The sequence below is a fragment of the Nitratireductor sp. GISD-1A_MAKvit genome (genome assembly GCF_040819555.1).
GTDB lineage: Bacteria > Pseudomonadota > Alphaproteobacteria > Rhizobiales > Rhizobiaceae > Nitratireductor.
In genome coordinates this window covers 1,043,542-1,058,723 of sequence record NZ_CP161920.1, presented here as the reverse complement: position 1 = coordinate 1,058,723, position 15,182 = coordinate 1,043,542, and the positions used below count along the sequence as shown (strand labels likewise).

The 15,182-nt window shown below is 58.8% G+C and carries 12 protein-coding genes and 1 pseudogene; 6 read left to right on the top strand and 7 right to left on the bottom strand.

The genetic code is table 11. The annotated features are described in order from the left end of the window. Nucleotides 1-58: 58 nt before the first annotated feature. Nucleotides 59-1,252 (bottom strand): tyrosine-type recombinase/integrase, encoded by a 1,194-nt coding sequence (locus AB2N04_RS06410; RefSeq protein ID WP_367717751.1) that lies wholly within the window; start codon nucleotides 1,250-1,252, stop codon nucleotides 59-61. Between the two features lie 335 nt (nucleotides 1,253-1,587). Here AB2N04_RS06410 and AB2N04_RS06405 point away from each other — a divergent pair. Next, nucleotides 1,588-3,214, top strand: a pseudogene (locus AB2N04_RS06405) (AMP-binding protein). Between the two features lie 19 nt (nucleotides 3,215-3,233). Here AB2N04_RS06405 and AB2N04_RS06400 read toward each other — a convergent pair. Then, nucleotides 3,234-5,651 (bottom strand): putative bifunctional diguanylate cyclase/phosphodiesterase, encoded by a 2,418-nt coding sequence (locus AB2N04_RS06400; protein WP_367717749.1) that lies wholly within the window; start codon nucleotides 5,649-5,651, stop codon nucleotides 3,234-3,236. Nucleotides 5,652-5,673: 22 nt separating this feature from the next. Then, the gene (locus tag AB2N04_RS06395; RefSeq protein ID WP_367717748.1) at nucleotides 5,674-6,204 is read right to left on the bottom strand and encodes a molybdopterin-dependent oxidoreductase; all 531 of its coding nucleotides are present in this window, start codon (nucleotides 6,202-6,204) and stop codon (nucleotides 5,674-5,676) included. A 274-nt stretch (nucleotides 6,205-6,478) separates the two neighbouring features. Here AB2N04_RS06395 and AB2N04_RS06390 point away from each other — a divergent pair, with 274 nt between their 5' ends. Beyond that, on the top strand, nucleotides 6,479-6,835 hold the full coding sequence (locus AB2N04_RS06390; protein ID WP_367717746.1) for a 6-pyruvoyl tetrahydropterin synthase family protein: 357 nt from the start codon (nucleotides 6,479-6,481) through the stop codon (nucleotides 6,833-6,835). A 66-nt stretch (nucleotides 6,836-6,901) separates the two neighbouring features. Here the strand turns inward: AB2N04_RS06390 and AB2N04_RS06385 are convergent, their stop codons facing one another. After that, nucleotides 6,902-7,582 carry a TlpA disulfide reductase family protein gene (locus AB2N04_RS06385; RefSeq protein WP_367717744.1) on the bottom strand — a complete coding sequence of 227 codons (681 nt, stop codon included), beginning with the start codon at nucleotides 7,580-7,582 and terminating at the stop codon, nucleotides 6,902-6,904. 32 nt (nucleotides 7,583-7,614) lie between these two features. Here AB2N04_RS06385 and argH point away from each other — a divergent pair, with 32 nt between their 5' ends. From argH to AB2N04_RS06365, 4 genes are all read left to right on the top strand, one after another. Further along, nucleotides 7,615-9,036: an argininosuccinate lyase gene (gene argH, locus AB2N04_RS06380; protein ID WP_367717742.1), complete on the top strand. Its 1,422-nt coding sequence runs from the start codon at nucleotides 7,615-7,617 to the stop codon at nucleotides 9,034-9,036. Between the two features lie 36 nt (nucleotides 9,037-9,072). Then, nucleotides 9,073-9,276: a lipoprotein gene (locus AB2N04_RS06375; RefSeq protein WP_113153139.1), complete on the top strand. Its 204-nt coding sequence runs from the start codon at nucleotides 9,073-9,075 to the stop codon at nucleotides 9,274-9,276. A 74-nt stretch (nucleotides 9,277-9,350) separates the two neighbouring features. Continuing rightward, entirely contained in the window at nucleotides 9,351-10,622 is a 1,272-nt protein-coding gene (gene lysA, locus AB2N04_RS06370) for a diaminopimelate decarboxylase (RefSeq protein ID WP_367717741.1), read from the top strand. Nucleotides 10,623-10,743: 121 nt separating this feature from the next. Beyond that, on the top strand, nucleotides 10,744-13,305 hold the full coding sequence (locus AB2N04_RS06365) for a TIGR02302 family protein (protein WP_367717740.1): 2,562 nt from the start codon (nucleotides 10,744-10,746) through the stop codon (nucleotides 13,303-13,305). Nucleotides 13,306-13,362: 57 nt separating this feature from the next. On the opposite strand, the gene AB2N04_RS06360 is transcribed toward AB2N04_RS06365, so the two are convergent. The 3 genes from AB2N04_RS06360 to AB2N04_RS06350 all read right to left on the bottom strand — a co-directional run bounded on the left by AB2N04_RS06360 (nucleotide 13,363) and on the right by AB2N04_RS06350 (nucleotide 15,037). Next, a complete protein-coding gene (locus AB2N04_RS06360; RefSeq protein WP_367717739.1) occupies nucleotides 13,363-13,728 on the bottom strand; it encodes a response regulator in 366 nt (121 codons plus the stop codon). 66 nt (nucleotides 13,729-13,794) lie between these two features. Beyond that, nucleotides 13,795-14,337, bottom strand: a complete 543-nt coding sequence (gene hpt / locus AB2N04_RS06355; protein ID WP_367717738.1) for a hypoxanthine phosphoribosyltransferase — start codon at nucleotides 14,335-14,337, stop codon at nucleotides 13,795-13,797. A gap of 109 nt (nucleotides 14,338-14,446) precedes the next feature. After that, nucleotides 14,447-15,037 carry a hypothetical protein gene (locus tag AB2N04_RS06350; RefSeq protein ID WP_367717737.1) on the bottom strand — a complete coding sequence of 197 codons (591 nt, stop codon included), beginning with the start codon at nucleotides 15,035-15,037 and terminating at the stop codon, nucleotides 14,447-14,449. Nucleotides 15,038-15,182: the final 145 nt, after the last annotated feature.

Here is a 15,182-nt window from a genome sequence, read left to right as displayed (position 1 = left end):
GAAGAATTGGCAATTTTAGGTGGTTCTGCAGCAATTTCGCCGGCAAATGATTGTCCAGCTAAAGACGTACTCTTTTCCGGTATTTTTTCCCAACGCGGCTTGTTACGTGCTCTGCCCAATGCTCAAGCAGGACTCGCCGCTTCTCTAAAAAGTCAGTGCGCCGATAAGCTCGCACCACACGGGAGCCGGTCGTGTGCCCAAGCATGGCTTCCGCCACCTCGTGAGGTGCATCGGTTTCTTCTGCCAACCAGTCACGCAAAGACGACCTGAAACCATGCGGCCTGTATTCTAGTCCCGCCCGCTTCATGTGTTGGCTCATCGCCATATCGCTGATGACGCCTTTCAAAGGATTGGCGAATAGGAAGCCATTTCGTTCGAAGCGTTCCGCCTTCTCAATCACCGCCAGCGCCTCAGAAGACAGCGGAACACGGAACTCAGCGGTGGCGTCCTTGCGCCCCTTCATGTTCTCGGCAGGTATGATCCATACATCCTCATCAATTTGGTCTTGACGGATATGCCTGATCGGGGCTGATCGAACTCCTGTCAAAATCAGCAATCGCAAAGCCAAGTGCGTGATGCTGTCATCACCCAAGGTTTCGTAAAAATCGGGAACATGTCGCCAAGGCATTGCCGGAATGCTCTTGACGATGTGGCGCTGCTTCCCCAATAGCGCGCGCGCCTTTTCACAGGCTTGAAGGTCGGCTTCCAATCCCAGTGCAGCAGCGTGCTTGAGGCAAATTTCCAACCGATACATCGCCTTGCGGGCGGTGTCGGCCTTTGTGTGCCAGATGGGCGCAAGGGTATCGCGTATGTCCCGCTGATCGATCTCTTCAACAGGCACCTTTCCCAGCTTGGGTAATATGTGCTTGGCCAACGGAGTAAACCAACGACCTGCCTCGCCATCATCTTTCAGCTCCGCCTTTCGAGCTTCGAAAGCGTCCGCTGCAATGTCAGCTAAAAGATGCTGCTTCTTGGCAGCTTCACGCCGTGCACGCTCTCTTTCCTTGATCGGGTCGCGTCCAGACCTCAGTACGGCGCGACACTCATCGGCAGCGTCACGTGCTTCCTTAAGGCTGACTTCGCCAATCGCCCCAAGCCCCATCTCCCGGCGTCTTCCATGAATGGTGAACCTGAAGAACCAGTTCCCGCTACCGTTATTTCGTATGTGCACCCACAATCCACCTCCGTCAGCATACTTGCCGCTGGATAAGTTCTTGACCGCCATGGCACTTAGCCTGTTGAGTGAGCGCATTGCATCCACCTTTCCAGAGTTCTCCAACCCACCTATCACAACCCACCCCGGAGTCCACCTTTCTCGCTATGCTAGGTTGAAACTGAGTGAGACTGAATGAGACTCGAAATCCACGAGCCTTTGGAAAGTCTGGTAAGATGAGATGCTATGAGACACGCTAAGATCGTAGGACAATGCAGGCCAGGGGCACCATTTACCGAAGCTGTCATCCCCCCTTCCCAACCTGCCGGCGAGCTTCTGTCCCTCTCCCGCTTTTGCTTGCATCATTTCCTCGTTTGCGTTCGAGTAGCACCGTATTGACCAACGCAGCGCAACAGGGAGGATGGCTCACGCAAATGCTTGAGCGGCGCGACACCTATCGGGAACTCTATGACGGTTTCCGTTGGCGCATACCCGATCATTTCAACATCGGCACTGCCATCTCGAACGCATGGGCGGCGCGTGATCCGCAACGCATTGCACTGTTGGACCATGCAATCGATGGTTCTGCGCAAACACTCACCTATGGTGATTTGGCCCACAAATCCGACGCTCTGGCCGCCGCGCTGACCAGAGCCGGTGTCGGGCAAGGCGATCGCGTGGCACTTCTTCTGCCGCAATCCTTCGAGACCGCCATCGCGCATGCGGCAGTCTACAAACTCGGAGCGATCGCTGTGCCGCTTGCGCTTCTCTTCGGAAGCGAAGCTCTTGAATACCGGCTCCATAATTCCGGGGCCGCCTGTGTGATAACCAACGCCACCGGGCTTGCGAAAACCGCACCGCTCAGAGACAGACTGCCAGCACTGAAACGCCTGATCTGTGTCGACGGCGCAGACGGGGACGTGGAGGATTTCCATCGCCTGATTGCGGAAAATTCCGGGCCGTTCGAAGCGGTCCGCACGAAGCCGGACGACCCGGCGATGATGATTTTCACCTCCGGAACAACCGGACCGCCCAAGGGTGCGCTGCACGGCCACCGGGTCCTTCTGGGCCATCTGCCCGGCGTGCAGTTCCACCATGAGTTTCTGCCAAAAGAGCAAGACCTGCTGTGGACACCTGCAGACTGGGCCTGGGCAGGCGGACTCCTGAATGTCCTTTTGCCGGGTCTTTATCTCGGAACACCGGTCGTCGCAGGGCGATTTGAAAAGTTCGATCCCGAAGCCGCTCTTCTTCTGATGGAGAGAATGAAGGTTCGTAACGCATTCATCCCCCCAACCGCGCTGCGCATGCTCAAGACCGTTCCCGACATCGGTCGGAATTTCGACCTCGCACTGCGCACAATCGGCTCCGGGGGAGAAGCGCTGGGACGGGAGACCTTCGAGTGGGCAGCCAGCGAGCTGAAGCTCAGCATCAACGAATTCTACGGTCAGACCGAGTGCAATCTTGTTCTTTCCTCATGCCATGAACTCGACGTCGGTGAGCCCGGAGCGATCGGCTTGCCGGTGCCCGGACACCGCGTTGCGATCATCGACGGGGAAGGCAGGGCCCGTACGCACTGGAGAGCCCGGCCACATTGCCGTTCTGCGTCCCGACCCTGTCATGTTCCTAGGCTATTTTGAGAATGAAGCGGCGACCCGGGAAAAGTTCATCGGAGACTGGATGCTGACAGGCGATCAGGGTGTCCGGGATGATCGCGATTATGTTCGCTTCGTTGGGCGCGAAGACGATCTCATAACATCGGCGGGATACCGGATCGGGCCGACCGAGATCGAAGACTGCCTTTCAGGACATCCAGAAGTGGCGCTCGCTGCAGCTGTGGGCAAGCCCGATCCGTTGAGAACGGAGATCGTGAAGGCCTACATCCTTCTTCAGGAGGGCGTTGAGCCGACCAGGCAACTGGAAGAAGACATCCGATTATGGGTGCGCGAACGATTGTCGGCGCATGAATATCCGCGCGAAATCACCTTCGTGCGATCAATGCCGCTGACAACCACCGGCAAGGTAATCCGGCGCATTTTTCGGGAGCGAGCAAAAAAGGAATGAGCGTTCGGCTCGGCCGGTGTCAGGCGGCATAACGCCGGCGTTTGTGTTCGTCGAGAAATTCCGGAATGTCCTTTGCCAGAATGGGCTTGCTGAAGAGATTGCCCTGCGCTTCGTCGCAGCCCATTGCGCGTATGATGCGTAGCTGCTCTTCCATCTCCACTCCCTCCACCACGGTGGTCATACCAAGCGTGAAAGCCAGATTGACAATGGTCTGGACAATGGCCGCCTGATCCGCACTCTTGGTAATCTCCTTGATGAACAGGCGATCGATCTTGACCTTGTCGAAGGCAAATTTCTGCAGGTAGCTCAGCGACGAATAACCCGTTCCGAAATCATCGAGCGATATCCGGGCGCCAAGCTTTCGCAGCCGCCGTAGATCCGCATGGAGTTTGCGGCTGTCCTCCAGAAGAAGCGTTTCGGTGATTTCCAGTTCCAGCCGGCTCGCCGGCGTTTCGGTATCGGCAAGCACGCGCGCAACCGTGTCAACGATGTCGTCTCTCCTGAACTGCATCGGAGACAGGTTGGCCGCGATGCTTATGTCATCGGGGAGGGACTTCATCTCGAGGCATACCTGCCGCAAAACCCATTCACCAAGGGGAATGATCGCTCCGGTATCCTCGGCAATACGGATGAATTCATCCGGCGGAATGGACCCATGGGTCGGGTGGTTCCAGCGCAGGAGCGCTTCAAAGGTCGTGACCTTGTTGTCTCCCAGCCCGATGATCGGCTGAAACACGAGGTGAAACTGCTCGTCGAGATTTGCTGCGCGCAGATCGGCTTCCAGCGTCCGACGCCTCTGCAGCCGCTTGTTCATCCCCGGCTCATAAAAACGGAAAACCCCGCGCCCATCGCCTTTGGCCTGGTAGAGAGCGACATCGGCCTGCATGAGAAGATCGTCCGCTTCAGGCTGCCCATTGGCGATCGCGACCCCCACACTTGCCGCCGAGAGCACCTGATGCCCTTCGATGACATAAGGCTCGTCCAGAGCCTCTATCAGCCGTTTGGCGAGAGTGCTGGCCTGTTCGGGCTTTTCGATGTTTCCCTGAACGACAACGAACTCATCGCCCCCAAGGCGCGCAACTGCATCCGCCTCGCGCACCGTGTTGCGGATACGTCCCGCGACCGCTCGCAACAATGCATCACCAACCGGATGCCCGAGCGTGTCATTGACACTCTTGAAGTTGTCCAGATCCACACACATAAGCGCAGTGGAAAGCCCCCGCTCCGCACTGCTGGTCATGATATCTTCCAGCTGTTCACGCATCATCACGCGATTGGGCAGATCCGTGAGCGTGTCGTGCCGAGCCATGTAGGCGATCTGCGCCTGCGCCTTGTGACGTTCTGTAATGTCCTCATAGGTGGCGACCCAGCCACCCCGTCGCATCGGCTGGTGCGAAATCAGGATCGTGCGACCGTCCCGCAATTCCTGTGTCAGCGTGTCCGACCTGCCCTGTGTCACAAGCATGGACTGCAAACGCATCAGCCGTTCGGCCTCATCCTCTGCACTTGCCCCGGTCTGAACCATCAGCTCCACGAGCTGGTTCAGCGTCGTGCCCAGTTGAAGTTTTTCCTGGGAAATTCCGTAGATGCTCTCCATCTTCTGATTGCTGACAATCAGGCGGCCTTCGGCATCGAACATGCAAAGCCCGTGCGACATGTTGTTAAGCGCGGTGTTGAACAGAAGATTCTGCGTGATCAACTCCTCATTGGCCCGCCGCGCGGCGGCCGCGCTTTCGCTGAGTTCGGCACTTGTACGCAACAGGTCTTCGTTGGTGGCCTTCAGCCGCTGCTGAACGCTGATCTGCAGGCGATGCTGCCATTGCAGCATGGCAATGAACACGAATCCCGTAACGACAAGGGACAAGGCGAGAGCCGAGAAAATCCAATGGAGCTTGAGGAGTTCACTCTGGTCACTCGCCTGCGTCGTCGCCCCATATTCATTGGCCTTGGAGGCGAGCGCCACCATCTTGCGCTCAAGCGGGGCGGTCAGTTCCAGTGCGAGTCGCGCGTTCTCGGGCTCGTCGATTTCCCCGATGAACTGCCCGATCCTTTCAAGAGCTGCCGCAAGCTCCTCCACAGTCGCCTTGTTTTCCGGCAGAACGGTCACGAAGTTCAGAAACTCGCCCTGCTCGAAGAGGCTCAGACGACTGACCAGGATCTGGTATCTGAGCTCCACATCCTGCTGGGTCGTCTGCGGAGGATCCACCATAATCGCCGTCAACCGCTGACGGAACCGCAACAGCTCGTTCATGCCCTGGCTGGCGCTATAGGCTATGTTGTAGCGAAATATCTGCGTCAGTGCTTCCTGGCGTTTGAACACCAGAACGGAGATATAAAGCGCAGCGATAGCCAGGGCGATCATGCCGACCGACAGCAGCATCTGCACCACGCGCGAGGCGGTGCGGCGTCTTATCTTTCCTGTCTGCGGGTCTGACATGGGCTAAAAGCCTGTCAGGAGTCTATCGAACGGTGAATCGTCGAACCTGCCAGACAGAGCGTGAGTAATATTTCTGCGTGTTCAGTTCCGGCGAGGAATCGTAAGGATAAACGATGAAGAGCGGCCCCTTGTCGCTGATAGGCATGTATTTGCCATCCCGCTTGTACGCCAGGATCGTGCCGTGTTTCGCGAAATCCGCGATGGGCACCGGTGCCTGATAGTCATTCAATGAGGTCACAACGACTTCCTCGCCATCGGCCTGAACCAGGTTCATCAGCTCTTCCAGAAGAGCACCCTCGAATTCGACTTCATCGTCGAACCACGGCGTGTTGGTCCGGATTTTGGCCGTCTTGATGCTCTCGAGCATCGCGCGATCGAAATTGGCCACACCATCGGCGTTTGTGACACCGATATTGCCATCGATGGTCAGAACGATGTCTCCCTTCGGCTCCGCCAGCGCAGCATCCTGTGCCGCTGCAGGTGCAGCGAGCGAAAAGAACAGCGTCGCCACTGCCACAATCCAGCTTTCCGCGCGATTTTTGTTATTGTGCATTGTGAAGCCTCTCTGCAGGTGTAAAACCGAACCCGGGTCAGGATAATGTCGGCTAACCAAACAACAGGTTAACGTATCTGTCTTTTTGCCAGACGCGTTTCAGGCGATTGACACACCCCACGACCGATGCCAAAGCTCCAGACCTAAAGGATCATGCAGTATAAAAGACCGCTCGAGCGCGATTCCAGCGAATATAGCTTCTCATAAAAAGCTCAGCAGCATGAGTTGGCAGGAAAAATACCGTAAAAGCAACACCAGATCAGGGGTTTAGGAAGTGGAAACGTACAAGGAATTCACATTCGAGGCAGCACACAAGCTGGAGCCTTATTCAGGCCTTCATGGTCATTCCTTCAAGGTTTCGGTTCATCTCGTGGGCGAGCCGGATCCCGTGTATGGCTGGGCTGCGAACCTGTACGAAGTGGAGAAACAGATCGAAGAGATACACAAGATCCTCGATCACACCTACCTGAATGACATTGAAGGTCTCTCCGTACCCTCGCTCGAAAACCTGGCCAAATGGATTTACGACAAGCTGGCGGAGAAATCCCCTGCCCTTCACCGTGTCGAACTGAAGCGCGGCGCCGAAGGACAGGCGGAAGGCTGTGTCTACCAGCCGGCCAAAGCCGCCTGAAGATCCTTACCACCGGGCTGGTCCACTCAAGCCGTTTTCGGGGAACCCCGGTTCCCCGATCATGCGTCAGTCCGTTTCCGAAAGAGCCGCCTCGACCAGCCGCTCGGCATCCGGGCTCCCCCATTCCGCCGGCCCGTTCATATGGGCGAGAAGACATCCATCAGCGCCGATCAACAGCGTTACTGGCAATCCCAGCGCCAGTCCCCGGCTCTTCAGGTCATTGAAAATCTTCATCGAGGCATCACGGTAGTAGCCGAGTGCCTCAATGCCGGTTTCCTGAAGAAAAGTGGTGGGTTTTTCATCGTCGCCACGATCCACATTCACCGCCACGACCTCGAATGCATCCGACCCCTTGGCGGACTGAAGCGCATCAAGGGCAGGCATTTCCTCGCGGCACGGTGTGCACCAGGTGGCCCACAGGTTCATCAACACGACCCGGCCCGAGAAATCCGCCACCGTCATCGGCTCGCCATCCGGACCGTTGAAGCCGAGCGACTTCAGGGATCTGGGTGGATCGGCGGCAAGCATCGCCGCCACGTGACCCGTTGCCGCATCGCCCACCGCTTTTGCCTTTGCCTGCTTTGCAGAACAGGCTGCATTGTCGGCTTCGGCGACAATCGGCGTCGCAGCCGTGTTGCCATCAAGCCCGCCCTTCACGTATACCGCAATCGCACCCGCGATGGCGCCCGCAGCAACAGCCAGGACGACCAGACGGAGTGCCGGGAATTTTTGTTTCTGCTTCGACATTCTTCTTTCCACACTAGCGCCCGGTTATCATGATGAGCGAAGACCAAGCCAGCAACCGCATGTGGGGTGGACGTTTTGCCTCAGGACCCGATGCCGTCATGGAGGCGATCAACGCATCCATCGGTTTCGACCAAAAGCTTTACGCCCAGGACATCCGCGGCAGTCTGGCCCATGCCGCAATGCTGGCGAAGACTGGCATAATTTCGGCGGACGATGAAAAAAAGATCGCTCACGGGCTGAACACGATCCTGTCAGAGATCGAGGCCGGTAAGTTCAACTTCTCGGCACAGCTCGAAGACATCCACATGAATGTCGAGGCGCGGCTGGCAGAGCTGATCGGCCCTGCCGCCGGGCGCCTTCACACGGCGCGTTCGCGCAATGATCAGGTGGCGCTCGATTTCCGACTCTGGGTCAAGGAAGAGCTACAGCGCATCGATGCAGCACTTGGCGGTCTGATCGAAGCGTTCCTCACCCGTGCCGAAGAGCACGCCGCCAGCGTGATGCCGGGCTTCACGCATCTCCAGTCGGCGCAGCCGGTCACCTTCGGCCATCACATGATGGCCTATGTCGAGATGTTCGGGCGCGACCGTTCGCGCGTGCGCGACGCCATCGAACGGCTTGATGAAAGCCCCATCGGCGTGGCCGCACTTGCCGGCACCGGTTTTCCCGTCGACCGCCACATGACAGCCGAAGCGCTCGGTTTCCGCGAGCCGACGCGCAACTCCATCGACACTGTCTCAGACCGCGATTTTGCCCTCGAATTCCTGTCGGTCTCGGCCATCTGCGCCACACATCTTTCGCGACTGGCCGAGGAAATCGTCATCTGGTCGACCCCGCAGTTCGGCTTCGTGCGTCTGTCCGACTCCTTCTCTACCGGCTCCTCGATCATGCCGCAGAAGAAGAACCCCGACGCTGCCGAGCTGATCCGCGCCAAGAGCGGTCGCATCAATGGCGATCTCATTGCCCTCCTGACGGTGATGAAGGGCCTGCCGCTCGCCTATTCCAAGGACATGCAGGAAGACAAGGAAGCCGTGTTCGACGCGGCAGAGACGCTCGACCTGATGCTCGCCGCCATGACCGGCATGGTGGGCGACATGGAGGTCAACACGAGCGCCATGAAGAAGGCTGCCGGAGCCGGCTTTTCCACCGCGACCGACCTTGCCGACTGGCTGGTGCGCGAGGCGGGCCTGCCGTTCCGCGAGGCCCATCACGTGACGGGTCGCGCCGTCGCTCTTGCCGAGGAAAAGAAGTGCGGGCTGGAGAAACTTGCGCTTGAAGACTTGCAGGCGATCAACCCGGCGATACACGAAGGCGTCTTTTCCGTTCTTTCGGTTGGCAACTCCGTCAAAAGCCGCACCTCTTATGGCGGAACGGCACCTTCGGAAGTGCGTCGCCAGATCCGTTACTGGAAGAAACGCCTCAAACGGGATGCAACGCCCGCCAAAAAGCGCTAAAACGCAGCGCACGCATTTTCGAGGAATGGAACGCTCATGACGGCCCGCCGCACGCTCACCCTTGTCATGCTCGGTCTCGCGCTCGGCCTTGCCGCCTGCGGGCGCAAGGCACCGCTCGATTCGCCCTATGAGGCGGCAGTGGATGCACGCAAGGAAGCCGAACGCAACGACCAGCCCGTGCCCCCGGCACCGGAAAAACCGGTTGAAGATCGTCCCTTCATTCTTGATGGCCTGCTCTAGAGCAGAGCCGGAGGGGCTTGCGCCGCGCCACGGCGTCAGCCCGCGCCCAATCGTTCAGCTGAAAGTTTGTCGCCGTGAATCATTTTGAATATCGTGACGGTGTGCTCCATGCCGAAGACGTGCCGGTGCCAGCCATTGCACAAGCCGTCGGAACGCCGTTCTATTGCTATTCCACGGCCACGTTGACACGCCACTACCATGTTTTCTCGCAAGCTTTCGAGGGCCTGGATGCGCTTGTCTGCTACGCCATGAAGGCAAATTCCAATCAGGCAGTTCTGACCACGCTTGCCCGTCTGGGCGCTGGGATGGATGTTGTCTCCGAAGGCGAGCTTCGCCGCGCCCTGGCCGCCGGCGTTCCGGCCGGCAAGATCCTGTTTTCCGGCGTCGGCAAAACCGCGCGCGAAATGAACTTTGCGCTCAAGGCCGGCATTCTATGCTTCAACGTCGAATCGATGCCCGAACTTGAGCAGCTTTCAGCCCGCGCCACCGCACTGGGGCTGACGGCCAATGTGTCGCTGCGCATCAATCCTGATGTCGATGCGAAAACGCACAGCAAGATTTCCACCGGCAAGGCGGAGAACAAATTCGGCATCGGCTGGAAGGACGCCCGCGCCGCTTATGCACGCGCCGCCGAGCTTCCGGGCCTGAAAGTCGCCGGCATCGACATGCATATCGGCAGCCAGATCACCGAGTTGCAGCCCTTCGACGACGCATTCGCCCTTTTGACGGAGCTCACCGAAACCCTTCGCGCCGATGGCCACGCCATCGAGCATGTGGATCTCGGCGGCGGCCTTGGCGTTCCCTATGCGGAGGATGGCGACCAGCCCCCCCTGCCCGACGCCTATGCCGAGGTTGTGCGCAAACACGTGACCAAACTCGGCCTGAAAGTGATGCTCGAACCCGGCCGCCTGATTGCGGCGAATGCCGGCATTCTTGTTTCGGAAGTCATCTATGTGAAGGAAGGCGAAGCGAAAAATTTCGTCATTGTCGACACGGCAATGAATGATCTCATTCGCCCGACACTTTATGAAGCCTTCCATTCGATACGGCCTGTCTCAGAGGCCGCTGAAAACGCTGACAAAATAACCGCCGACGTTGTGGGTCCGGTTTGCGAAACCGGAGACTATCTTGCGCTCGACCGCAAACTCCCCGCCCTGAAGGCCGGCGATCTCATTGCCATCGGATCGGCAGGCGCGTATGGCGCAGTACAGGCCAGCACCTACAACACACGCCCGCTCGTGCCTGAAGTGCTGGTCAAAGGCGGTGAGTTCCACGTGATTCGCCCGCGGCCGAGCTATGAAGAGCTGATCGAGCTGGATTCGATCCCCTCCTGGCTGAAGGACTGAAAGCAATAGCGCGCGGATCACAATTTCGCGCGCTGCCTCGCCTTCGCCCCGTTTACTGTTATCCTCGATACGAGACATGCGCGCGATTCACGTGCGCTGATGCAGTGCGCTGAGAGTGTCCATGGCGGAAACAACTTCAAGGCAAGGGCATGGGAACGGTCGATTGATCCGACTGGCACGCACACGCTTTGCCATCCGTTGCACCATGCTGGTGGAGCGCGTTTGGCCATTGCTCCTGCCCCCGCTCCTCATCGTCAGCCTCTTTCTCACCATCTCATGGTTTGGTCTGTTCCGGCAGATGCCGGATCTGGCACGGATTGTTCTGCTTGCGCTTTTCGCGCTTCTTGGCCTTGCATCGTTATGGCCTTTTCGCCGATTTCGGTTTCCCAGCCAAACAGAAATCGACCGGCGTATCGAACGTGCCAACCAGTTGGCTCATGAACCGGTGGCCGCCCAGTCCGATCGACCTGCAGGGGCAACCGACGAGTTTGCGGACGCTTTGTGGCGCGAACACAAGAAGCGCATGGCAGCCCGGCTCGACAACCTGCATGGTGACCTTCCAGCGACCGGCATTCCGGCCAGGGACCCGTTTGGTCTGCGCGCCGCCGTGGCCCTGCTTCTGATCACTGCCGCTGCATTTTCGGGCAGCCCTTACGGCGGCAGCGCTCTCGATGCCTTTCGCAGTCATGGTGGTGCCGAAATCATACCGCCACGCATCGATGCCTGGGTTACCCCGCCCACCTATACCCGGCGCGCGCCCCTTTATCTCACGGCCGAGGCAAACCGCGAACTGAAAAGCTTCACGGTGCCAGAGGGCAGCATTCTCACGCTCCGGATCACGGGCGGTTCGGGAACCGAAACACTCGCCTACCTCGACACCGGCGACACCGAAACCCCGATCGACCCCGAAGGCGCTTCGCAGAGCGAGACCCTTTCTGCTGGCACGCATGCCCGGCGCTTCGCCAGCACCCTTGATGTAGACGGGAAACTGCTTCTCAAGCGCAATGGCCAGGAAATTGAAGGCTGGCTGTTCTCGGTCACACCCGACGAGCCGCCGCAGATCCGGTTCGCCGAAAAGCCGAAGCGCGCAACAAACGGATCACTCGAACTCTCCTACGAGATCGAGGACGACTACGGTGCGGCAGAAGCACAGGCCCTGATCGGCCAGGTTCATCAGGCACCCGGCGCACGCCCGCTCTACGAGGCACCGGACCTGCCCCTGACACTTCCCCGCAGGGACGGTCGCACCATCACGGCTAAAACCGCACGCGATCTGACAGAACACCCGTGGGCCGGCAGCTCCGCAACGATCACGCTTCGAGCGGTTGACGACGCCGGACAGGAAGCTCTGAGCGCAAGCAGGGTCTTCACTCTCCCGCAGCGAACCTTCACAAACCCGCTTGCCAAGTCGTTGCTGGAAATGCGGCGCGAACTGGCGCTTGATGCCAATCAGAAGCATCGTGTTCTCGCCATGATGGACGCAGTCATGACGTGGCCGGAAGAAACCCTGAAGGATCTTTCCCAGTTCCTCGGCGTTTCGGCGGCCCGCTCAAGACTGGACACGGCGCAATCAGACGACGCACTACGCGACGTCGTGGATTACCTTTGGGAAATCGCTCTCATAATCGAAGAGGGGGATCTTACCAACGCAGAGCGGCGCCTGCGTCAGGCTCAGGAAGCACTGAAAAATGCGCTCGATGAAGGTGCCAGTGAAGAAGAAATCGCGCGCCTCATGGATGAGTTGCGCAGCGCAATGCAGGAGTTTCTGCGGGAGTTTGCCGAGCGGGCACAACAGAACCCCGATTTGGCGCAGCAACTGCCCGAAGACAGCCAGATGCTGAACCAGAGCGATCTGGAGCGCCTGCTCGATCAGCTCGAAGAACTCGCACGATCAGGCGCGCATGATCAGGCGCGCGAACTGCTTTCCCAACTTGAAAACATGATGAACAACCTTCAGGCCGGGCGCTCCCAACAGGGCCAGTCAGGCAACCAGCAGTCGGAAATGCGCCAGCAGATGGATGAGCTGGGAAATCTGATGCGCCGTCAGCAGGAGCTGATGAACGAAACCTTCCGAATGGACCAGATGCAGCGTGGCCAGCAGGGAGAGCAAAGCCAACAAGGCCAACAGGGGCAACGGGGGCAGGGCAATGACGGACAGCCCGGCGGAGGACAGGGCATGTCTCCGGACGAATTTGCCGATGCCATGCGCGGACTGCAGCAGGGTCAGGGGATGCTGCGACAGGACCTCGAAAGCCTGATGCAGGGACTTGAAGGGCTCGGCATCCAGCCGGGCGAAGGGTTCGGCGAGGCCGGTGAAGCCATGGGTGAGGCCGAAGGCGCGCTGGGTGAAGGCGAAGGGGATCAGGCCGTCGGCGAACAGGGACGCGCGCTTGAAGCCCTCAGGCGCGGTGCACAGGACATGATGAACCAGTTGCAGCAGGCCATGCGCGGCGAGCAGAGCGGCGGACAACAGGGCACTCGGCAGGGAAACAACGGACGCGACCCACTCGGTCGACCGCAGGCTACCACGGGCCCGGATTTCGGCGATTCCGTCGATGTCCCCGATGAGATCGATACCCAGCGTGCCCGTCGCATTCTGGAAGCGATCCGCAAACGTCTTGGAGATGCACTCAGCCCTGCACTCGAGAAAGAGTATCTGGAGCGCCTTCTGAACATGCAGTGAGACAAGCCGTGATGGCGTGGTCTCACGCATTCTCTCGCCAAGCGAAAATGCTCCGGTTCAGGCAGCGAGCGCCTCACCGACGCGCTGTCGAAGCTCACTCAAGGTGAAGGGCTTGTCGACCACACCGGACACGGTGCCCTCAAGCTCCACGGCGCGCTCACGCTGCTCGGCATAGCCCGTCATGAGCAGGAGCCTCAGCCCCGGAAACGCCTCGGCTACGGCGCGTGCCATTTCGATGCCATCCATTGCCGGCATGCGGATGTCCGAGAGAACAAGATCATAGTCACCATCACTGGCCTTGATCATCTCAAAACCTTCCAGCCCGTCACCCGCTGTTTCAACGGTGTGACCTGAGGCGCTCAGCGCGCGTGCGGTGAAATTGCGGACGGAGTCGTCGTCCTCGACGATTAAAAGCTTAGCCATGACCTGTTTTCACCCGATCCGATTACACTTCGGTAAACGCCCCGGCTGCTCTTGCGATTTGTCCGGTCAGGCATCGCCCTTGACCACGCCCACAAACGGCAGTTCCCGAAAAGCGTGTGCCACATCCATACCATAGCCAACGACAAAATAATCGGGACATTCGAAACCGACGAATTCCGCATCGATATCCGTTTGGCGGCGCGAATGCTTGTCGAGAAGCACCGCAACTGAGACGGATTTCGCACCGCGCGAAAGCATCAGTTCACTTGTGTGCTTCAGGGTCTTGCCGGACTCCAGAATGTCGTCGATCAGCAGAACATCGCGGCCCGAGACATCATTGTCGATGTCGCGCAGCACCTTGATCTCCCCGCTTTCGGTTCCCGCTCCATAGCTGGAAATCATGATGAACTCGACTTCCGGGGAAATGCCCACATCATGCATGGCGCGAATGAGATCGGCTGCGAAAATGAACGACCCCTTCAGAATCGAAATCACGAGCAGATCCTTGTATTCGCGTGAAGCGATATCCTTGGCGAGCTCAAGATTGCGTCTTGCGATGGTCGAAGCCGAGAAAAGAACCTCGATTTCTTTGCCGCGAACAACAGGCATGGGGCGGCGAACTCCTGTCAGACCGGTCGGGGAGTGGACCCTCCCGGGTTGGATGAACCAGATGACCTATGACGCGCGAAACGTCACAGAGACGGACTTGACCCCTTCCCTAGGCGCCACGAGCCGGCTGGAGAAGGGAAAGCGGGCACCTGGACCGAGATGCCCATTGTTTGTCCCCAGAAAATAGCGTGTTGTCGACCCGTTTTCGCTCAAAACATTGATGGAAATCGCGGGAACGGCAACCGCGAACGTGCTCCTGTTCAACGCGGCCCCCGTCCACGATGAGCATCGACTGGGAACCGTCCCGCTCCACCCGCGACGTTACATCGATCAATTGCAGCGGGTGCGAGGGAGCCCCGTGCATACCCCCAACGTCCGCGGCCAGAAGACTGTGCCCGCCAGAAACCCAGAAAGCGGCACCAACAAGGGCTGCACCAAAACACCAGAAGAGGGGCGTGGCCGCCGAACGGGAGCGAACTTTCCGCCCGCCATCAGCTTTCAGCATGTCCAGACCTGAAACGGAGTGGTCTTGCGCCGGCTCCGGTCCCCACCCGACCGCTTCGTCGGCAAGCGGAACGACCGTTTCGAAATCCACATCCACCACGTCGCCCGATCGCTCCGCCGGCCGAGGCGTTTTTCCCGTCCGGTCCGGCATCATGATTTCGCCCGAAACGGGGCGCGTGCTGTCGGATTGTCTCATGCGGACAGACTGTCCTTTCGTGAACTGCCGTTCCGGGGTAAATGAAAATGGTTAATGCTTCGCAATCACCCAAAACAAGCAGGAGTTAACTTGCTATTAACCATGCGCGTTGATGGTCTGGCAGCATGCGTCCAGGCAGCCTCCG